The sequence below is a fragment of the Acetobacter fabarum genome (assembly GCF_022483405.1).
Lineage (GTDB): Bacteria > Pseudomonadota > Alphaproteobacteria > Acetobacterales > Acetobacteraceae > Acetobacter > Acetobacter fabarum.
On the sequence record NZ_JAKVNI010000001.1, the window covers coordinates 1,515,101 to 1,530,537 of the forward strand.

Genomic DNA, 15,437 nt, shown 5'->3' on the forward strand with positions numbered 1-15,437 from the left:
GTTAGTGCGGAAATGTTTCATATACGGTCTGTTTCGGCTAGGGGTTTTGTGAGGGAATCAAGGATTGCCAGCAGAACCGCCGTAAGGGGGGAAGCAAAAATCAGCCCCGGAAAGCCCAGAATAGCCCCGAACAAAGTCTGGGAGAGCACGGTAAGGGCCGGTGGCATCTGCACCGCATGGCGCTGGATAACGGGGGCAAGCACGTTGCCTTCAAAAAACTGGATCACGCTATACAGCACGGCCACCATAATGGTCTCACGCGTGCCGAGCGAGAGAGCAAGCAGCAGGGCAGGCACAGCCCCCATAATGGCACCAATATAGGGGATAAAATTACACATCCCCGCCAGTACACCCAGTGCCAGTGCCAGAGGCACGCCAATAAACCACAGCCCGATGCCCGAGAGCGTGCCAACCACCAGCATGTCCAGCGACTGGCCGGCAACCCATGCCCACAGGGTCTGCCCCGCGCGCAGCAGCAACTGCCGGATGACCGGGCGGCGTTCTTCTGGCACCAGACGCAGCAGGCCATTGGCATAGGTGGCGGGGGACATGGCAAAATACAGCCCGGCAATCAGTACCACAACCAGCGTGCCTATGGCACCAAAGGCAGAGCCCAGTATGCCGGTCATGGACCCGGCAATACGTGAGCCAAGCGAGGCCAGACCACTATCGCCCCCGGTATGGTGCCCCCCGAGGGAGGCAGGCAGGTAGTTGAGGATCATCTGCCCGGTGGGTGTGCCCTGCAGGGTGCCCCGCAAGGCCATTTCCTGCTGGCGCAGGGCTTCTTGCAGGCGGATGGCCTCGCTCACAATGGCGGGGCCACTGTTCCAGACCAGCAGGGCGGCACTGGATAGCAGGGCCAGCACGACAATGCTGAGCGCCCATGCGTGCGACACGCCAAGGTGGCGGCGCAGGATGCGGGCCAGCCCGTAAAGCACCACCGCACACAGCACGGAGGCAAACACCACCATAAGCACATCACCCAAAAGCCATATGAGCAGGCCCATACACACAGCCCCCACGGACAGGCGCAGGATGCGGGCAATATGTTCGGGGCCAAACACTGGCGAGTCCGGCCGTGGTGTGGGTGGGGGAGGGGAACCGCTATCGGATGGCATGCAAGAAAACTCTTTCAGGATCGGGGGAGGCTGTGTAACGGCTGTCCGTTCGTTAATCTGTAAGCACACGATGTCTTACTTTTTTGTGTACTCTTATCCATTCATGCACGGATGTGAGAAGAAAATTCTTTATATAGTTGCAGGAGCATAAACGGACATGTCTGGCGGGAACGACGGTGGGCTGGCGGCTGCCTCCAAAGCCATTCTCGCTCTGGCGGTGGGCACTTTTGCCATCGGCACGGGAGAATTTGCGGCAATGGGGCTGCTGCCCCAGATGGCGGACAGCATGCATGCCAGTATTCCACGCACGGGGGAGGCTATTTCGGCCTATGCTCTGGGGGTTGTGGTGGGGGCTCCTGTTGTGTCGGTCATGGCCGCGCAAATGTCGCGCAAGCAGTTGCTGGTGCTGCTTATGGGCTGGTTTGCCGTAGCCAATGCACTGGGCACACTGGCCGCCTCGCTGGGTATGCTTGATCTGGCGCGGTTTGTAACCGGGCTGCCGCATGGCTCCTTTATGGGGGTTGCGGCACTGGTTGCTGCGGGGCTGGTGGACCGTGGCTACCGTGGGCGGGCCGTGGGGCGTGTTTTTTCAGGGCTGACCATTGCCAATGTGGTGGGGGCTCCCTTTGCCACTTATGCCGGGTCGTATTTCGGGTGGCGGCTGTCCTACCTGTTTATTGGTCTTATTGGCGTTGCGTGCTGCCTTATGGTGCTGGCATGGGTGCCGTATGATGCGCCTAACCGGGCGCGCTCGGCCTTGTCGGAGCTTGGTGCGTTTTCACGCAAGCAGGTCTGGTACGTCATGGGCACCGTGGCGGTGGGGTGTGGCGGCATGTTCTGCGTGTACACCTATTTTTCCGTGACATTGCAGGATGTGACCCATGTGCCGCTCTGGGGCGTGCCGCTTTTTCAGGCGCTCTGGGGTGTTGGCATGTGTGCGGGCGCATGGGCAGGTGGCCACCTGATGGACAGGAACCTGAAATGGGCAACCATTTTTGCGTTTTTGTGGAATGCCGCTGCACTGGGGCTGTTTGCACTGGTTGCACATTCGGTCTGGCTGACGGCGCTGGCCGTTTTTATGCTTGGTGGTGGCATTGCCATTGGCCCGGCCATGCAGGTCCGCCTGATGGATGTGGCGGCCGATGCACAGACCCTTGCCGCCTCCATGAACCACGCGGCCTTCAACCTTGCCAACGCCATTGGGGCCTGGCTGGGCGGGATGGTGCTGGCTGTGGGGTTTGGGCTGGAAGCCACAGGCTGGGCCGGTATGGCGCTCTCGCTCGTGGGGCTGGTGCTTTTCCTGCTCTCGCTACGGGTGGAAACGCTGGACGCCAGAAAAGCCGCGCTGGCAGAAGGTGGTGCTGCGTAAGCCAAACAACAGGCCTTGTGCGTGCATAAGGGCTGCTTTGCGGCCCGGAGGGCGCATAGGGCCGTTACCGGAGGTATTGCCGTGGTTTTTACTCGACCAGCTTGCTGTTTATTTATAACCCTGAGCGGGCAGGTGCAAAAAGCAGATCAATACTGAAGGTGTGTGAGCATGGAAATCAGCAGCCCCTACCAGATCCTGAACAGCCCGGCGAGCGCGGCCCAGCAAAGCCAGAACAGGAAATCGCTCGGGCTGGATTTCAGCAACATGACACCGCAGGAAATGGAATCCGCACGGCGGGAGCTGTCGCTGGAGGGCAAGATTTCGCTCCACCAAAGTGTGACAATGGCTCTGATGGATGGCTATGCGCTGGAAGGCGTGAATGGCGGAAAGCTCGTGAGTGGCTCAACCAACATGTACGCCATGATTGATTCGTTACTGGATTATCAGGAAAAAAACGGCGTCTTCAACGTCCAGCAAAACATTGAATCGCTTAAGTCTCTTCGCAAGGTGCTTGAGGAGAACGATGTGAATTACACCTCTTCCACAACATCCATAACGGCCTGAAAGCCCCCCCCAGCCCAACCGGAAAAGGGGAGGTGGAGAGGCACCGGGTTGCGCCTATGGGGCGCTGGCCGTGTCCTCTTCCATCTGGGCTTCGGCGGTTAGCCAGCGTTCTTCGGCTTCGGATTCCTCTTTGGCAATGGCGGCCAGTCGGGTGTTCAGGCGGGTTACTTCTGCCGCCTTGCCCGGTTCGTACACAGCCGGGTCAGCCAGTGCGGCTTCCAGCTTTGTGCGCTCAAGGGCCAGCTTGGCCAGCTTGGCTTCCGCATCCTTAACAATTTTACGCAAGGGAGCCTGTGCCTTGCGGATTTCGGCCCGGTCGCGGCGTTCGTCCTTGCGGCTGTTCTGGCTTGTGGCGTCCTGTTTGGGGCGGTTGCTGGCGCGGCTACGCTCAAGCAGCCATGTGCGGTATTCGGCCATATCCCCTTCAAACGGGGTGACCTGCCCATCGGCCACCAGCCACAGCCGGTCCGCCACCAGTTCCACCAGATGCGGGTCATGGCTGATCAGCACCACGGCCCCTTCAAAATCCGCCAGAGCGCGGATCAGCGCATCACGCGCATCGAGGTCCAGATGGTTGGTGGGTTCGTCCAGAATAAGCAGCTGGGGGGCATCTCGCGTGGCAAGGGCCAGCAGCAGGCGGGCTTTTTCCCCGCCCGAGAGGTCTTTGACCGCAGTTTCCGCCCGGTCCACATCCAGCCCGAACCGGGCTAGCTGCGCGCGTACGACCGGCATGGTGGCTTTGGGCAGGGCACGCGCCATGTGCTCGATCGGGGTCTGGTCCAGATGCAGTTCTTCGGTCTGGTGCTGGGCAAAATACCCAACCCGGAGCCGGGCATTGCGCTCCACATCGCCCGAAAGTGCCTCAAGGCGGCCAGCTATCAGTTTGGCGAGGGTAGATTTACCATTGCCGTTGGCGCCAAGCAGGGCAATCCGGCTTTCCATATCCAGCCGGAAGGAGAGGTTGCTCAGCACAGGCCTGCCCTCATACCCCACGCTTGCGCGGTTGACGCTCAGGATGGGGGGAGGGAGCTGCTCGGGCTCGGGGAAGGAAAAGTGCGCAGCGGTATCTTCCACCACAGCGTCGATCACGGGCAGTTTTTCCAGCGCCTTGAGCCGGGCCTGTGCCTGTTTGGCTTTGGTGGCCTTGGCTCGGAAGCGGTCCACAAAAGACTGCATATGAGCGCGGCGGGCGGCAATTTTTTCGGCCTGCCGGGTCTGCTGCAACGCCTGTTCGGTACGGATTCGGACAAAATTTTCGTAGCCACCGGGGGTCAGGCTCAGCTTGCCGCGTTCCAGATGGGCGATGGCGTCCACGCAGGAATCGAGCAGGCCACGGTCATGGCTGACAATAAGTGCAGCCCCTGCGAATCGGCGCAACCAGTCCTCCAGCCAGAGTGTGGCCTCAAGGTCCAGATGGTTTGTGGGTTCGTCGAGCAGCAGCAGGTCAGGTTCCAGAAAAAGGGCCGTGGCCAGCGAGACACGCATGCGCCACCCGCCCGAAAAGTCCGATACAGGGCGCATCTGCGCCTGAGCACTAAAGCCCAGCCCCGCCAGCACGGCCCCGGCACGCGCGGGAGCGCTGTCTGCTCCTATGGCGCGCAGGCGTTCGTGTATTTCGCCAAGGCGCATGGGGTCTGTGGCCTGTTCGGCCTCGGCCAGCAGGGCTGAGCGCTCGGTATCGCCTGCCAGAACGGTGTCCAGCAGGTTGGCGCCATCTGCTGGGGCTTCCTGTTTAACGCGGGCCATGCGCGCGCGTGAGGATAGGCGGATTTCCCCCCCATCGGGGGCAATATCCCCCGCAATGGCGGCCAGCAGGGTGGACTTGCCAGCACCATTGCGCCCGACCAGCCCGACCTTGCGGCCGGGGTCGATGGAAAGGCTCGCCTGGTCCAGCAGAACGCGGCCAGCCATACGCAGGCTAAGGTTGGAGATGACAAGCAGGCTCAACTCAAGTCTCGTTTCTTCTGGAATTGTTCATTACATTCTGTGTGGTACCTACCAGCCAGCGCCGATATGCTCTAGATGGAAACGCTGAACGTTCGCCAGACCAAGGCGGATATCTGCGTTTATACCCAAGGAGGGCCTTATGGCTAAAGAACGTACTCTGTCCATTATCAAGCCGGATGCAACCCGTCGTAACCTGACCGGCAAGATCAACGCCGTGTTTGAAGATGCAGGCCTGAGCATTGTTGCGCAAAAGCGCGTCCAGCTGTCCCACGCTGTGGCTGGCGCTTTTTACGCTGTGCACAAGGAACGCCCTTTTTACAACGATCTGGTGTCCTTCATGATCTCCGGCCCGGTTGTGGTGCAGGTGCTTGAAGGCGAAAACGCCGTTGCCAAAAACCGTGAAGTCATGGGTGCAACCGACCCCAAAAAGGCCGACCCCCAGACCATTCGCGCCCAGTTTGCTGAAAGCATTGAAGCAAACTCCGTGCATGGTTCCGACAGCGCGGAAAATGCTGCAAACGAAATCCGCTTCTTCTTTGCAGAAACGGAAATCCTGCCCTAATTCTGGCAGGTCACACCCCGGCGTTGTGCCTTGCGCATACGTCGGGGCCGCCATAATGGCGTTTAAACGCCAAGCCAGACGTCTTGCGCATGGGAGATACCCGGCTGCAGGATAGGGCAATGGGGTGCATTTCTTATATAATCATTTCTTATGCTCGAGCGTTATGGGCAAGGCGGGATGCCGTTCGCATTCCCGGCCCGCAGTAGGCAGAAAGGAATGTCATGAAAGTTCTGGCGGTTCATCCCAGCGCCCTGATGTACACCAAGGTTTTCCTGCGGCTGGAGCCGCTGGGGCTGGAACTGGTGGCAGGTGCTGCGCGGAATGCCGGACACGACGTGCGGATTATCGACCTTCAGGCCGAAACGCACGAAGATTACTGGAAGCTGGTTGACGAGTTCCAGCCCGATGCCGTGTGCTACTCGGGCAGCTATCTGGCCAATGTGCCGGAAATTCTCGATCTGTGTCGTGAAACACGCTACCGCTTCCCGCAGGTGTTCCAGTTTATTGGCGGGCATTCGGTTTCGTTTATCGCCAAAGATGTGCTTGATCTTTCCGAAGGGACAGTCAACTGCATTCTCAAAGGGGAGGGCGATGCTACGGTCGGCCTGCTGCTGGATGCGGTGCAGAACGGCACGGATATTCTGGAAGTCCCCGGCACCATTACGCTGGACGGGGAAGGCCCGCCCCCCATTTTTGTCAAATCGCTTGATGAGGTCCGCCCCGCGCGTGACCTGCTGCGCCACCGCAACAAGTACTTTATTGGCACGCTGGACCCCGCAGCTTCCATTGAATTTGCCCGTGGCTGCCCGTGGGACTGCACGTTCTGCTCGGCTTGGACCTTCTATGGTCGCTCCTACCGCACGGCCAGCCCGCAGGTCATTGCGGATGAGCTGGAGGAGATCAAGGAACCCGGCATCTTTATTGTGGATGACGTGGCCTTTGTGCATGAAGAACACGGCATGGCCATTGCCAACGAAATTAAAAAGCGTGGCATTAAAAAGGAATATTACCTCGAAACCCGCGCAGACGTGCTGCTGCGCAACAAGGAAGTGTTCAAGGTCTGGAGCGAGATCGGTCTCTCCTACATCTTCATCGGTCTGGAAGCGGTGGATGAGGAAGGGCTCAAGCAGTTCCGCAAGCGTGTTTCACTCGACAAGAACTTTGAGGCCCTTGAATATGCCCGCTCTTTAGGGCTGATCGTGGCCATCAATATCATTGCCGATCCATCGTGGGATCGTGCGCGGTTTGAAGCTGTGCGGCAGTGGTGCTTGGAAATTCCCGATATTGTGAACATTTCCGTCACAACGCCTTATCCGGGGACGGAAATCTGGCACAAGGAAGCACGCCGCCTGACCACGCGTGACTATCGCCTGTTTGATATTCAGCATGCCGTGCTGCCCACCACCCTGCCTCTGCCCGAGTTTTATGAAGAACTGGTCAAGACCCAGCAGGTGCTCAACACCAAACATATGGGCTGGCAGGCACTCAAGGACACGGCGGGGATTGCGGTTAACCTGCTCAAGAACGGCCAGACCAACTTTGTTAAAATGCTGTGGAAGTTCAACTCGGTCTTTAACCCCGAACTCCAGCTTGCCGACCACCAGCGCCCTGCGCGCTACCTTATGCCCGTGCAGCCCGATGCGGTGGACAAGGTGGACCGTAACGACCTGTACGTGCATGGCCCCGGCGGGCGCAAAACCCGCGCGCTGGATGATGCGACCGAAACTTTTGTGGACAAGACCCGTATGGGGGAAGATGCGTAACCCGCATCTTTCAAACAGTTTCACCCACACTCAGGCGTTTGCCTGAGTGCTGGTGCTGCCTCTGCTGGCCTGTGCGGTGTTTAACGCACAGGGGGCGGAGTAAAGGCAAAGGCCTGCGGGGTGTAGGTTTCCACCACCAGACTGAACGGCGTGCCGACATGGGTCCGTAACAGGGCAATATGCCGGAAAAGATGCGGGGGTAGAGCCAGTGGGTCTGCCCCCGTTGTGCTGTTTGGCGGGTGGGGCTGCATTTCCCACAAATCTGGCAAGGGGGACCATAGGGTTTCCCGCCGGATCAGCTGACGGGTAAACCGCAGGGGGGAAACAACACGGCCAAAGGGTGTGTCGGTTTGCTCCAGTGCCTCGGTCATGGCTTTTGTCAGGCGCTCTGGCACAAACCAGTTTTCCGCTTCCGAATAAATGCGGTTGTGCCCTGCCAGCCGTATTTTGCGGTAGCGCAGGTTTTGACCACCTTGTGTGGTGGGCAGGTCCAGTGCGGCGAGCAGGTCGGGCGGGCAGGGGCTGTGGGCACCGGCTTCACGCTCGGCGCGCAGGGTTTCATGCGCGCCAAGGAGTGCGTGCTCGCGCAGCCAGTGTTCCAGCGTCTGTGTGGCGCTGTTTTCGGCCAGCAGGCGGTTTTCCATCTGGCTGATCAGGGTTGCCAGCATAAGCCGGTGCATAAAGCTGTTCCGCCAGAGGGGGCGTGCAGGCTCCGTGGCGGGTTGAGGGGGCGCAAAGTTGGGCATGTGGGTCTTATATCATGCTTTGGGGCAGGTATGGGCTGCACATCACTGTTTCGCATCAAGGCGGAGTTGCGTTATGGAAGAAGCAGAATGGCCGTGTAAAAACGCCATGTATGGAATTTTGTAAAAAGGATGCAAACGCAATGAGCCAGACGACAGCGAGCTTTATGGTCGAAGGAATGACATGCGACGGTTGTGTTTCGTCCGTAAAACGTGCGCTGGCCGCAATTGACGGTGTGGATGGTACGGATGTGAATCTGGCCAATGGTGAGGTCAAGGTAACGTATGACCCCGCACGTGTTGGTGTTTCTTCCCTGCGGGACGCCATTCGTGGTGCTGGTTACGAGGTAAGCTGAGCGGCATTGTGCCGTGTCATGCAGCCAGCGGAAAGGGGGCGTGAGCTGCGCTCTCTGGTTGTTGGGGGGCAGGCATGGCACCATGGGGTGTGCCGGAGTAACCGGTGCTTAAAAGCCGCTCGACAGGCAAAAACAGAGGTAAGCTGGTCCGTGACGCAAAAAACAAACAAATTTGCTCTGGGTGTAATGGCGGCGGGCGGTTTGCTGCTGGCTGGGTGTTCATCCGAAATCGGGCGTGTGCCCATGCTGGATACGGATATAAGCTGCCTGCACAAGCAGATGGCTGGCCCCATGTTTTTGAGTTTTCCACTGGCGGCCAATACCTGCCAGCGCATGAGCAATAATGGTTTTGTGCTGGGCGAGGCCAAGGCCAAGCCGCTCCCCCTTGACCTGAAGGGCGCACCGGACCTGCAAAAACTGGCGGATGAATACGGCTACACCTACACCCGCTAGGCCGTGTGGGCGGGTTTAACCTTCCAGTTCCGCATCCCAGTATAAATAGTCATGCCAGCTTTTGTGCAGGTAGTTGGGTGGAAAAGCCCGTCCGTTTTCCTGTAGTTCCCATGATGTGGGGCGTACAGGGGTGCGGCGGGGCAGCATGCCAATATGGTGCGGCATGTGCGGGCCCTTGCGCAGGTTGCAGCAGCCACACGCGGTAACAACATTCTCCCAGCTTGTGCGCCCGCCCTTGCAGCGGGGAATAACGTGGTCAAACGTCAGTTCCTGCGTGGGGTGGCGCTCCCCGCAATACTGGCAGGAAAAGTTGTCGCGCAAAAATACGTTAAAGCGCGTAAAGGCCGGTTTGCGGGCGGCGGGCACATAGTCCTTGAGGGCCACCACGCTGGGCAGGCGGAAGGCCTGGCGGGGTGAATGCACTTCCATGTCATATTCGCTCAGGACCGAAACCCGGTCCAGGCACACCGCTTTTATGGCATCCTGCCATGCCCAGAGGGAAAGCGGAAAATAGGAAAGTGGTCGGAAGTCTGCATTCAGAACAAGGGCTGGATAGTTTAGAGTACTGCCATCGGCCAAGATGTGTCTCCTCGTTAGCACGAGAACACAGTTCCGAAGGGGTCAGAACAACTCAAGCCGACCGCCAGCAGAAGTGCGTCGTCGAGATAATTACCGGCAGGACTATTGCAGACGCAAAGAGGTGTGGCAAGAAAATGTGGGCCAATAGTCACCGATATCGGACAGCTTTATAGATCTGGTAAGATTAATATGACTATTCGATTACAGTACAATGATCGTTGCAAAACAGAATGGGTTACGCGGTTCGCCCCCAGCCCCACAGGGGCGCTGCATCTGGGCCATGTGGCGTCCGCCCTGTTCGGCTGGACCCTCGCGCAGCCTGCGGGGCAATGGCTGGTGCGGATGGAGGATATAGACCCCCAGCGCTGCAAACCTGCCTTTGCCACCGCCATTTTGGAAGACCTCGCATGGCTCGGGCTGGTGCCAGATGGGCCGGTTCTGTACCAGTCTACCCGTATGGCGGTTTACAGGGCCGTGCTGGACACGCTTGAGCATATGGGCGTGCTGTATCCGTGCTTTTGCACCCGATCGGATATTGCGCGGGAGAGTGCGGCCATGTTCTCCGCACCCCATACCGCCCCCGATGGCAGCCTGCTCTACCCCGGCCGTTGCCGCCAGCTGGATGCCCATGCACGGGCGCAGCGTATGGCGCAGGGCCAGCCATACGTGCTGCGCCTGCATATGGCGCGCGCCATGGAGTGTGCCCGCACGCTGGCCCGCACCCGGAGTGGCGGGGAGCATGGCGGGGCAGGGGCCTGTGGTCCGCTCACCTACCATGATCTGGCCTGTGGCCCGGTCCCCTGCCACCCCGAACTGTTTGGCGATGTGGTTCTGGCCCGGCGGGACGTGCCTGCATCCTACCACCTGTGCGTGACGTGTGATGATGCTGCGCAGGGTGTCACGCTGGTCACACGGGGGGAGGACCTGCGCCCCGCCACCAGCCTACACCGGTTGTTGCAGACCCTTATGGGCTGGCCCGCCCCGCATTACGCGTTCCACCCCCTGCTGTGCGATGCCACAGGCCGCCGTCTGGCCAAGCGTGATGGTGCGTTGAGCGTGCGCGCCATGCGCCAGAGCGGGCTGAGTGCCCAGCAGGTGCGGGACAAGGCCGTGTTTGCGGCGGCTCCCCATGGCAGCGCGCCCTTGCAGGGTTAGGTGTTCCTGCCCACTGCCCCCCCTTTTGCATGACAGGGAAAAAGCCCGCGCAGAACAAAAAAGACAGAGCAGGTGGAATCTCCGGTTCCGCCCTGACCGGAAGAGGATTACTGTGCGCGCCGGAGCAGCGCATTTGCCGCCTTTGTCCGGGTCTGTGCCCGCGTAGGTGCCGAGTGCCTTAAAATATTGTGTCGGAAAGTAAGAAAACCATGAGCCTTGTTGCTGACCGCCTGAACAGGATCAGTCCTAGCCAGACAATCGTCATTTCAACGCGTGCACGGGCGCTGAAGGCAGAGGGGCGGAATATTATCAGCCTTTCTGCGGGTGAGCCGGACTTCAACACACCCGACAACATTGCTCAGGCCGCCGTAAAGGCCATTGCCACAGGCCAGACCCGTTATACGGATGTGGCCGGCACGCCTGAACTGCGCAAGGCCGTGGCAGAGCGCTTCAAGCTGGATAGCGGGCTGGATTATACGCCTGAGGAAGTTATTGTTTCCACCGGTGGCAAGCAGATCATTTACAATGCCATGATGGCGACCCTGAACCCGGGTGATGAGGCCATTATTCCCGCGCCATGCTGGGTGTCCTACCCCGATATTGTCACGCTGGCCGAAGGCGTACCCGTGGTGGTGCCCTGCAAGCGCGAAAACGGTTTTCGCCTTCAGGCGGATGAGCTGGAAGCCGCCATTACCCCGCGCACCAAATGGGTGTTCCTGAACTCGCCCTGTAACCCCACCGGGGTTGCCTACTCGGCCGAAGACCTGCGCCCGCTGTGTGATGTGCTGCTGCGCCACCCGCATGTGTGGATTTTTACGGACGATATTTACGCCAAGCTTGTGTACGACGGTTTTCGCCCCGCAACATTCGTGGAGGTCGAACCCCGCCTGCGCAGCCGCACCGTAACCATGAACGGTGTCTCAAAGGCTTATGCCATGACCGGCTGGCGTATTGGTTTTTCCGGCGCGCCGGTGGAACTGACCAAGGCCATGAACAAGTTGCAGGGGCAGTCCACCTCCAATACCTGCTCCATTGCGCAGGCCGCAGCGGTGGAAGCCCTGACCGGCCCGCAGGACTTTATCCAGACCATGGTCGATACCTATCAGGGGCGGCGTGATATGGTGGTCAGCATGATCAATCAGGCCAAGGGCATGGAATGCGATGTTCCCCAAGGGGCGTTCTATGTTTTTCCCTGCATTGAAAAATGCCTTGGCAAAACCTCCGCTGGCGGAAAACTGCTTAAAACGGATGAGGATTTTGTAACGGCCCTTCTGGAAGAAGAAGGCGTGGCAGCCGTGCATGGGTCGGCCTTCATGTATCCGGGGTATATGCGTATTTCCTACGCAACCGATACGCAGAGCCTGCGGGATGCCTGCACCCGGATCCAGAATTTTTGTGAAGGTCTGCTGTAAACCATGTCCCGGAGTTTTGCGCACCGCCTGAATGGCCTGCCAGCCCCCGCAACAATAGAGATGGCCCGGCGCGCCCGGGCTCTCAAGGCGGAGGGCAGGCCGGTTATCTCGCTTGCTCTGGGCGAGCCCGATTTTGCAACGCCGCCTGCGGTGGTGGAAGCCGCCCATCAGGCTGCGCTGGCCGGGCAGACCAAATACCCCCCTGTGGATGGTACGCCCGCGCTCAAGGCGGCCATTGCCCGCAAGTTCGCGCGGGAGAACGGGCTGGACTACACGCCCGAGCAGATCATGGTTTCCAACGGGGGCAAGCAGGTCATCTTCAACGCCTTCATGGCGACCCTGAACGCGGGGGACGAGGTGGTGGTGCCAACACCCTACTGGGTCAGCTACCCCTTGATTGCGCGCATGTTCGGGGCCACGCCGGTGTTTGCTCCATGCCGGGAGGAGGACGGGTTCAGGCTCCGGGCAGATGTGCTGGCGCAGGCTCTTACGCCCCGTACACGCTGGGTTGTGCTGAACTTCCCCAACAACCCTACCGGGGCCATCTGCCCGGCCGAGGATCTGGCCGCTCTTGCCAAAGTCCTGCGCGATTACCCCGATATATGGATTTTGTCGGACGAAATATACGAACATCTGGTGTTTGACGGAGCACGCTCCGCATCAATCGCCGCCGTGGCGCCCGACCTCAAGGACCGCACCATTACGCTTAATGGTGTTTCCAAGGCTTATGCCATGACCGGGTGGCGCGTGGGGTTTGCCGGTGGACCAGCCGACCTTTTAACCGCAATGCGCGGTGTGCAGGGGAACGCCACATCGGGGGTGTGTTCCATTGCGCAGGCGGCTGCCGCTGCCGCACTGGATGGGCCGCCGGACCTTGTACAGACCATGGTTGCCACATACAGCCGCCGCCGTACCAACGTGGTGCAGGCCCTGCGTGCGGTGCCGGGCCTGACCTGCGCCATGCCCGAAGGGGCTTTTTATGCCTATCCCGGTGTGGCCGCCTGCCTTGGGCGCACAACAGCCGCCGGACGCCTGCTAGAGACTGACCACGACTTTGCCGCAGCTTTGCTGGATGAAGAGTTCGTGGCAACAGTGCCCGGTAGCGCCTTTGGGCAGTCCCCCTACCTGCGTCTGTCCTGCGCAACCTCGGATGAGGTTCTGGCCGAAGCCTGCCAGCGTATTGCGCGCTTTGTGGGCGGATTAACGTAATCATACGGTCGGGCAGGTTCCAAGGCCCGGCCAGGAGTGCCTGAACGTGCCTGACCAGCCCCAGCCCGCGCCGCTACCTGCGGGGGAGAAACGTGTATTCCGGAGCTTCTCGCGTGAGGAGATGGCTCTGGTCTGCATTACCGTTCTGTGGGGGGTAACGTTTTTGGTCGTGCATACGGCCATGCGTTACACGGGGCCCATGTTTTTTGTGGGGCTGCGCTTTACCACGGCGGCTCTGCTTTCCATGCTGCTGTTCCGCCGCCTGCTGCTGGACCTGACCCTGCGGGAAGTGCAGGCGGGGGCCTGTGTGGGGGTGGCCATTTTTTTTGGCTATGCGCTGCAAACTCTGGGGCTTGGGAGCATTTCCAGCAGCCAGTCGGCCTTTATTACGGCCATGTATGTGCCTATTGTGCCGTTTTTGCAGTGGTTTTTCCTGCGCAAACCCCCTCATCTTATGGTGTGGCTGGGGGTGCTGTTTGCGTTTTCCGGTCTGGTGCTGCTAACCGGCCCGCAGGCCATAGCCCATATGCACCTCCAGTTTGGGGAGGTTGTAACCTTGGTCAGCGCTGTGGCTATTGCGATGGAAGTTGTGTTGATCAGCCGTTTTGCCTCCCCCGCCATTAACAGTTTTCGGGTAGCGATCGTGCAGTTGCTGGTTGCCGGGCTGCTGGCATTTGCTGCCATGCCCATTATGCACGAACACGTACCGGCTCTGACGTGGTGGTGGGTGCTGCCCGGTCTGGGCCTTGGTGCCATGAGCGCGGTTATTCAACTGGTTATGAACTGGGCGCAAAAAACAGTTTCTCCCACACGGGCAACACTTATTTATGCGGGTGAGCCCGTATGGGCCGGGCTGGTGGGGCGTCTGGCGGGGGATATGCTGCCAGCCAGAGCGCTGGCGGGTGGCGCGCTGGTTATTCTGGGCGTGTTGGCCAGCGAGGTGCGCCTGCCGCGCAGGCAGGGGCGGGGCAGGAAGGGGCGTTCCCTGTAAAGTGGTTCCGGTCATTCTGCCTGAGCGTGTGATACAGGCAGCCGGTTAGAAAAAGCCGTTTATTCGTGAAGAACATTCAAGGTGTAGGCACGGGCAAGGGCGGTGGAATCCTCTCCATCGGCCATCATGCCCACAAGCTGGAGTTCATCGCAGTACTGCGCGATCTGCTCACGCAGGCCGTGGCCGACAAGGGGGCGGATAACCGGCTCGTTGCGCAACATGCTGCGGGCACTGGCAACGGGCAGACCGGCGGCGTTATCGGCTATCAGGGTTGCGGCATCATCGCGGTGGGTGTTGACCCATAGGGCCGCGTCGCGCAAGGCCATGACCAGTGCCGTGGCGGCTGTGGGGTCTTTGTCCTGTGCGGTGTCTGCAACGCCCAGAATAAGGCTGGTGCGTGCGGCGTAATGGCCTGTATCGCTGCCAACAAGTTCGTACAGAAGGTCCGGGTAGTTCTGGAGCAGGCTCCACGCATCGGGATCATGCGTGACCACAGCTTCTATTGTCTGGTCATGCAGAGCCTGTTCTATTTGCGGGATGGGCAGGTCAACCCAGTTGATGTGGTTGAGTGCATCCATGCCCTTGCGGCGCATCATGATACAGAAGAACAGTTTGTCTGCCGCGTTCTGGTCTGGCACCGCCACGTTGCGGCCCATAAGCTGGTCCAGCCGTGTAATGCCGCTGCTCCGCCGCACCAGCAGGCGGCGGCTGCCCGACTGTACCCCCATAACCAGATGAGCCGGCAACCCCGAATGCAGGTGTTGAAGCCATGTGAGAGCAGGGGCCAGCGCGTAAGAGGTTTTTTGCTGCGCCAGTGCTGCAAGCGCTTCCTGCCCGTTATGGATATTGGGCAGGGGGTCCACGTCCAGATTATACTGGGCAAAAAAGTTCTTCTCCAGTGCGGCTGCCAGCACGGGGGACATGGCGGCCTCTGGCCAGGCAATCCGGAGCTTGCGGTAAACGCCATCGGGCTGTTTGCGGGGCTTGCGGGGGTGCTGTTGGCTGGCCAGAAGCACAACGCCACCTGCGGCAACGCAACTTCCGGCCCCCCAGAGCAGGGCACGGCGTGAAAAGGGGGAAGGTGCGGGTGCGCTCATATGCGTTATCTTACACCGTGTTGGCGGAGGTGTCCCGGTTAAGGGGGCAGAAAATCAAAAAAACAGGAGCATGCCAGAGCCTTATGGCCGTAGTGGTGAGGAGGAAACTGTACTATTAT

At 59.8% G+C, this 15,437-nt stretch carries 15 protein-coding genes; 10 read left to right on the forward strand and 5 right to left on the reverse strand.

The genetic code is table 11. The features are described 5' to 3' along the window. Nucleotides 1-17 precede the first annotated feature (17 nt). Nucleotides 18-1,118 (reverse strand): AI-2E family transporter, encoded by a 1,101-nt coding sequence (locus LKE65_RS07145; RefSeq protein ID WP_086645641.1) that lies wholly within the window; start codon nt 1,116-1,118, stop codon nt 18-20. A 157-nt stretch (nt 1,119-1,275) separates the two neighbouring features. Here LKE65_RS07145 and LKE65_RS07150 point away from each other — a divergent pair, with 157 nt between their 5' ends. Together LKE65_RS07150 and LKE65_RS07155 are read left to right on the forward strand one after the other, a co-directional pair. Beyond that, nucleotides 1,276-2,487, forward strand: coding sequence for an MFS transporter (locus LKE65_RS07150; protein WP_278740846.1), 1,212 nt, complete (start codon nt 1,276-1,278; stop codon nt 2,485-2,487). A 168-nt stretch (nt 2,488-2,655) separates the two neighbouring features. Then, a complete protein-coding gene (locus tag LKE65_RS07155; RefSeq protein WP_194301282.1) occupies nt 2,656-3,051 on the forward strand; it encodes a hypothetical protein in 396 nt (131 codons plus the stop codon). A 54-nt stretch (nt 3,052-3,105) separates the two neighbouring features. Here the strand turns inward: LKE65_RS07155 and LKE65_RS07160 are convergent, their stop codons facing one another. After that, entirely contained in the window at nt 3,106-4,998 is a 1,893-nt protein-coding gene (locus LKE65_RS07160) for an ABC-F family ATP-binding cassette domain-containing protein (protein WP_278740847.1), read from the reverse strand. A gap of 139 nt (nt 4,999-5,137) precedes the next feature. Between LKE65_RS07160 and ndk the strand changes: the two genes are divergently transcribed. Then, nucleotides 5,138-5,560, forward strand: coding sequence for a nucleoside-diphosphate kinase (gene ndk, locus LKE65_RS07165; protein ID WP_086645638.1), 423 nt, complete (start codon nt 5,138-5,140; stop codon nt 5,558-5,560). A gap of 221 nt (nt 5,561-5,781) precedes the next feature. After that, on the forward strand, nt 5,782-7,323 hold the full coding sequence (gene hpnR, locus LKE65_RS07170) for a hopanoid C-3 methylase HpnR (protein WP_086645637.1): 1,542 nt from the start codon (nt 5,782-5,784) through the stop codon (nt 7,321-7,323). Between the two features lie 80 nt (nt 7,324-7,403). Here hpnR and LKE65_RS07175 read toward each other — a convergent pair whose 3' ends face one another. Then, nucleotides 7,404-8,069, reverse strand: a complete 666-nt coding sequence (locus tag LKE65_RS07175) for a hypothetical protein (protein WP_278740848.1) — start codon at nt 8,067-8,069, stop codon at nt 7,404-7,406. Nucleotides 8,070-8,209: 140 nt separating this feature from the next. On the opposite strand from LKE65_RS07175, the gene LKE65_RS07180 reads away from it, so the two are divergent. Both LKE65_RS07180 and LKE65_RS07185 read left to right on the forward strand, forming a co-directional pair. Then, the gene (locus LKE65_RS07180) at nt 8,210-8,422 is read left to right on the forward strand and encodes a heavy-metal-associated domain-containing protein (RefSeq protein ID WP_025826709.1); all 213 of its coding nucleotides are present in this window, start codon (nt 8,210-8,212) and stop codon (nt 8,420-8,422) included. 186 nt (nt 8,423-8,608) lie between these two features. Beyond that, the gene (locus LKE65_RS07185) at nt 8,609-8,875 is read left to right on the forward strand and encodes a hypothetical protein (protein ID WP_086645709.1); all 267 of its coding nucleotides are present in this window, start codon (nt 8,609-8,611) and stop codon (nt 8,873-8,875) included. 15 nt (nt 8,876-8,890) lie between these two features. Here LKE65_RS07185 and LKE65_RS07190 read toward each other — a convergent pair whose 3' ends face one another. Then, nucleotides 8,891-9,454, reverse strand: coding sequence for an HNH endonuclease (locus LKE65_RS07190; RefSeq protein ID WP_086645635.1), 564 nt, complete (start codon nt 9,452-9,454; stop codon nt 8,891-8,893). Nucleotides 9,455-9,643: 189 nt separating this feature from the next. Between LKE65_RS07190 and gluQRS the strand changes: the two genes are divergently transcribed. The 4 genes from gluQRS to LKE65_RS07210 all read left to right on the forward strand — a co-directional run bounded on the left by gluQRS (nt 9,644) and on the right by LKE65_RS07210 (nt 14,221). Next, the gene (gene gluQRS, locus LKE65_RS07195; RefSeq protein WP_278740849.1) at nt 9,644-10,609 is read left to right on the forward strand and encodes a tRNA glutamyl-Q(34) synthetase GluQRS; all 966 of its coding nucleotides are present in this window, start codon (nt 9,644-9,646) and stop codon (nt 10,607-10,609) included. Nucleotides 10,610-10,818: 209 nt separating this feature from the next. Next, nucleotides 10,819-12,021, forward strand: coding sequence for a pyridoxal phosphate-dependent aminotransferase (locus tag LKE65_RS07200; protein WP_086645633.1), 1,203 nt, complete (start codon nt 10,819-10,821; stop codon nt 12,019-12,021). 3 nt (nt 12,022-12,024) lie between these two features. Then, nucleotides 12,025-13,230: a pyridoxal phosphate-dependent aminotransferase gene (locus tag LKE65_RS07205; protein ID WP_278740850.1), complete on the forward strand. Its 1,206-nt coding sequence runs from the start codon at nt 12,025-12,027 to the stop codon at nt 13,228-13,230. A 46-nt stretch (nt 13,231-13,276) separates the two neighbouring features. Then, complete coding sequence (locus LKE65_RS07210) at nt 13,277-14,221, forward strand: DMT family transporter (RefSeq protein WP_306460210.1); 945 nt, start codon at nt 13,277-13,279, stop codon at nt 14,219-14,221. Between the two features lie 59 nt (nt 14,222-14,280). On the opposite strand, the gene LKE65_RS07215 is transcribed toward LKE65_RS07210, so the two are convergent. Then, a complete protein-coding gene (locus tag LKE65_RS07215; protein ID WP_095349248.1) occupies nt 14,281-15,318 on the reverse strand; it encodes an ABC transporter substrate-binding protein in 1,038 nt (345 codons plus the stop codon). Nucleotides 15,319-15,437: the final 119 nt, after the last annotated feature.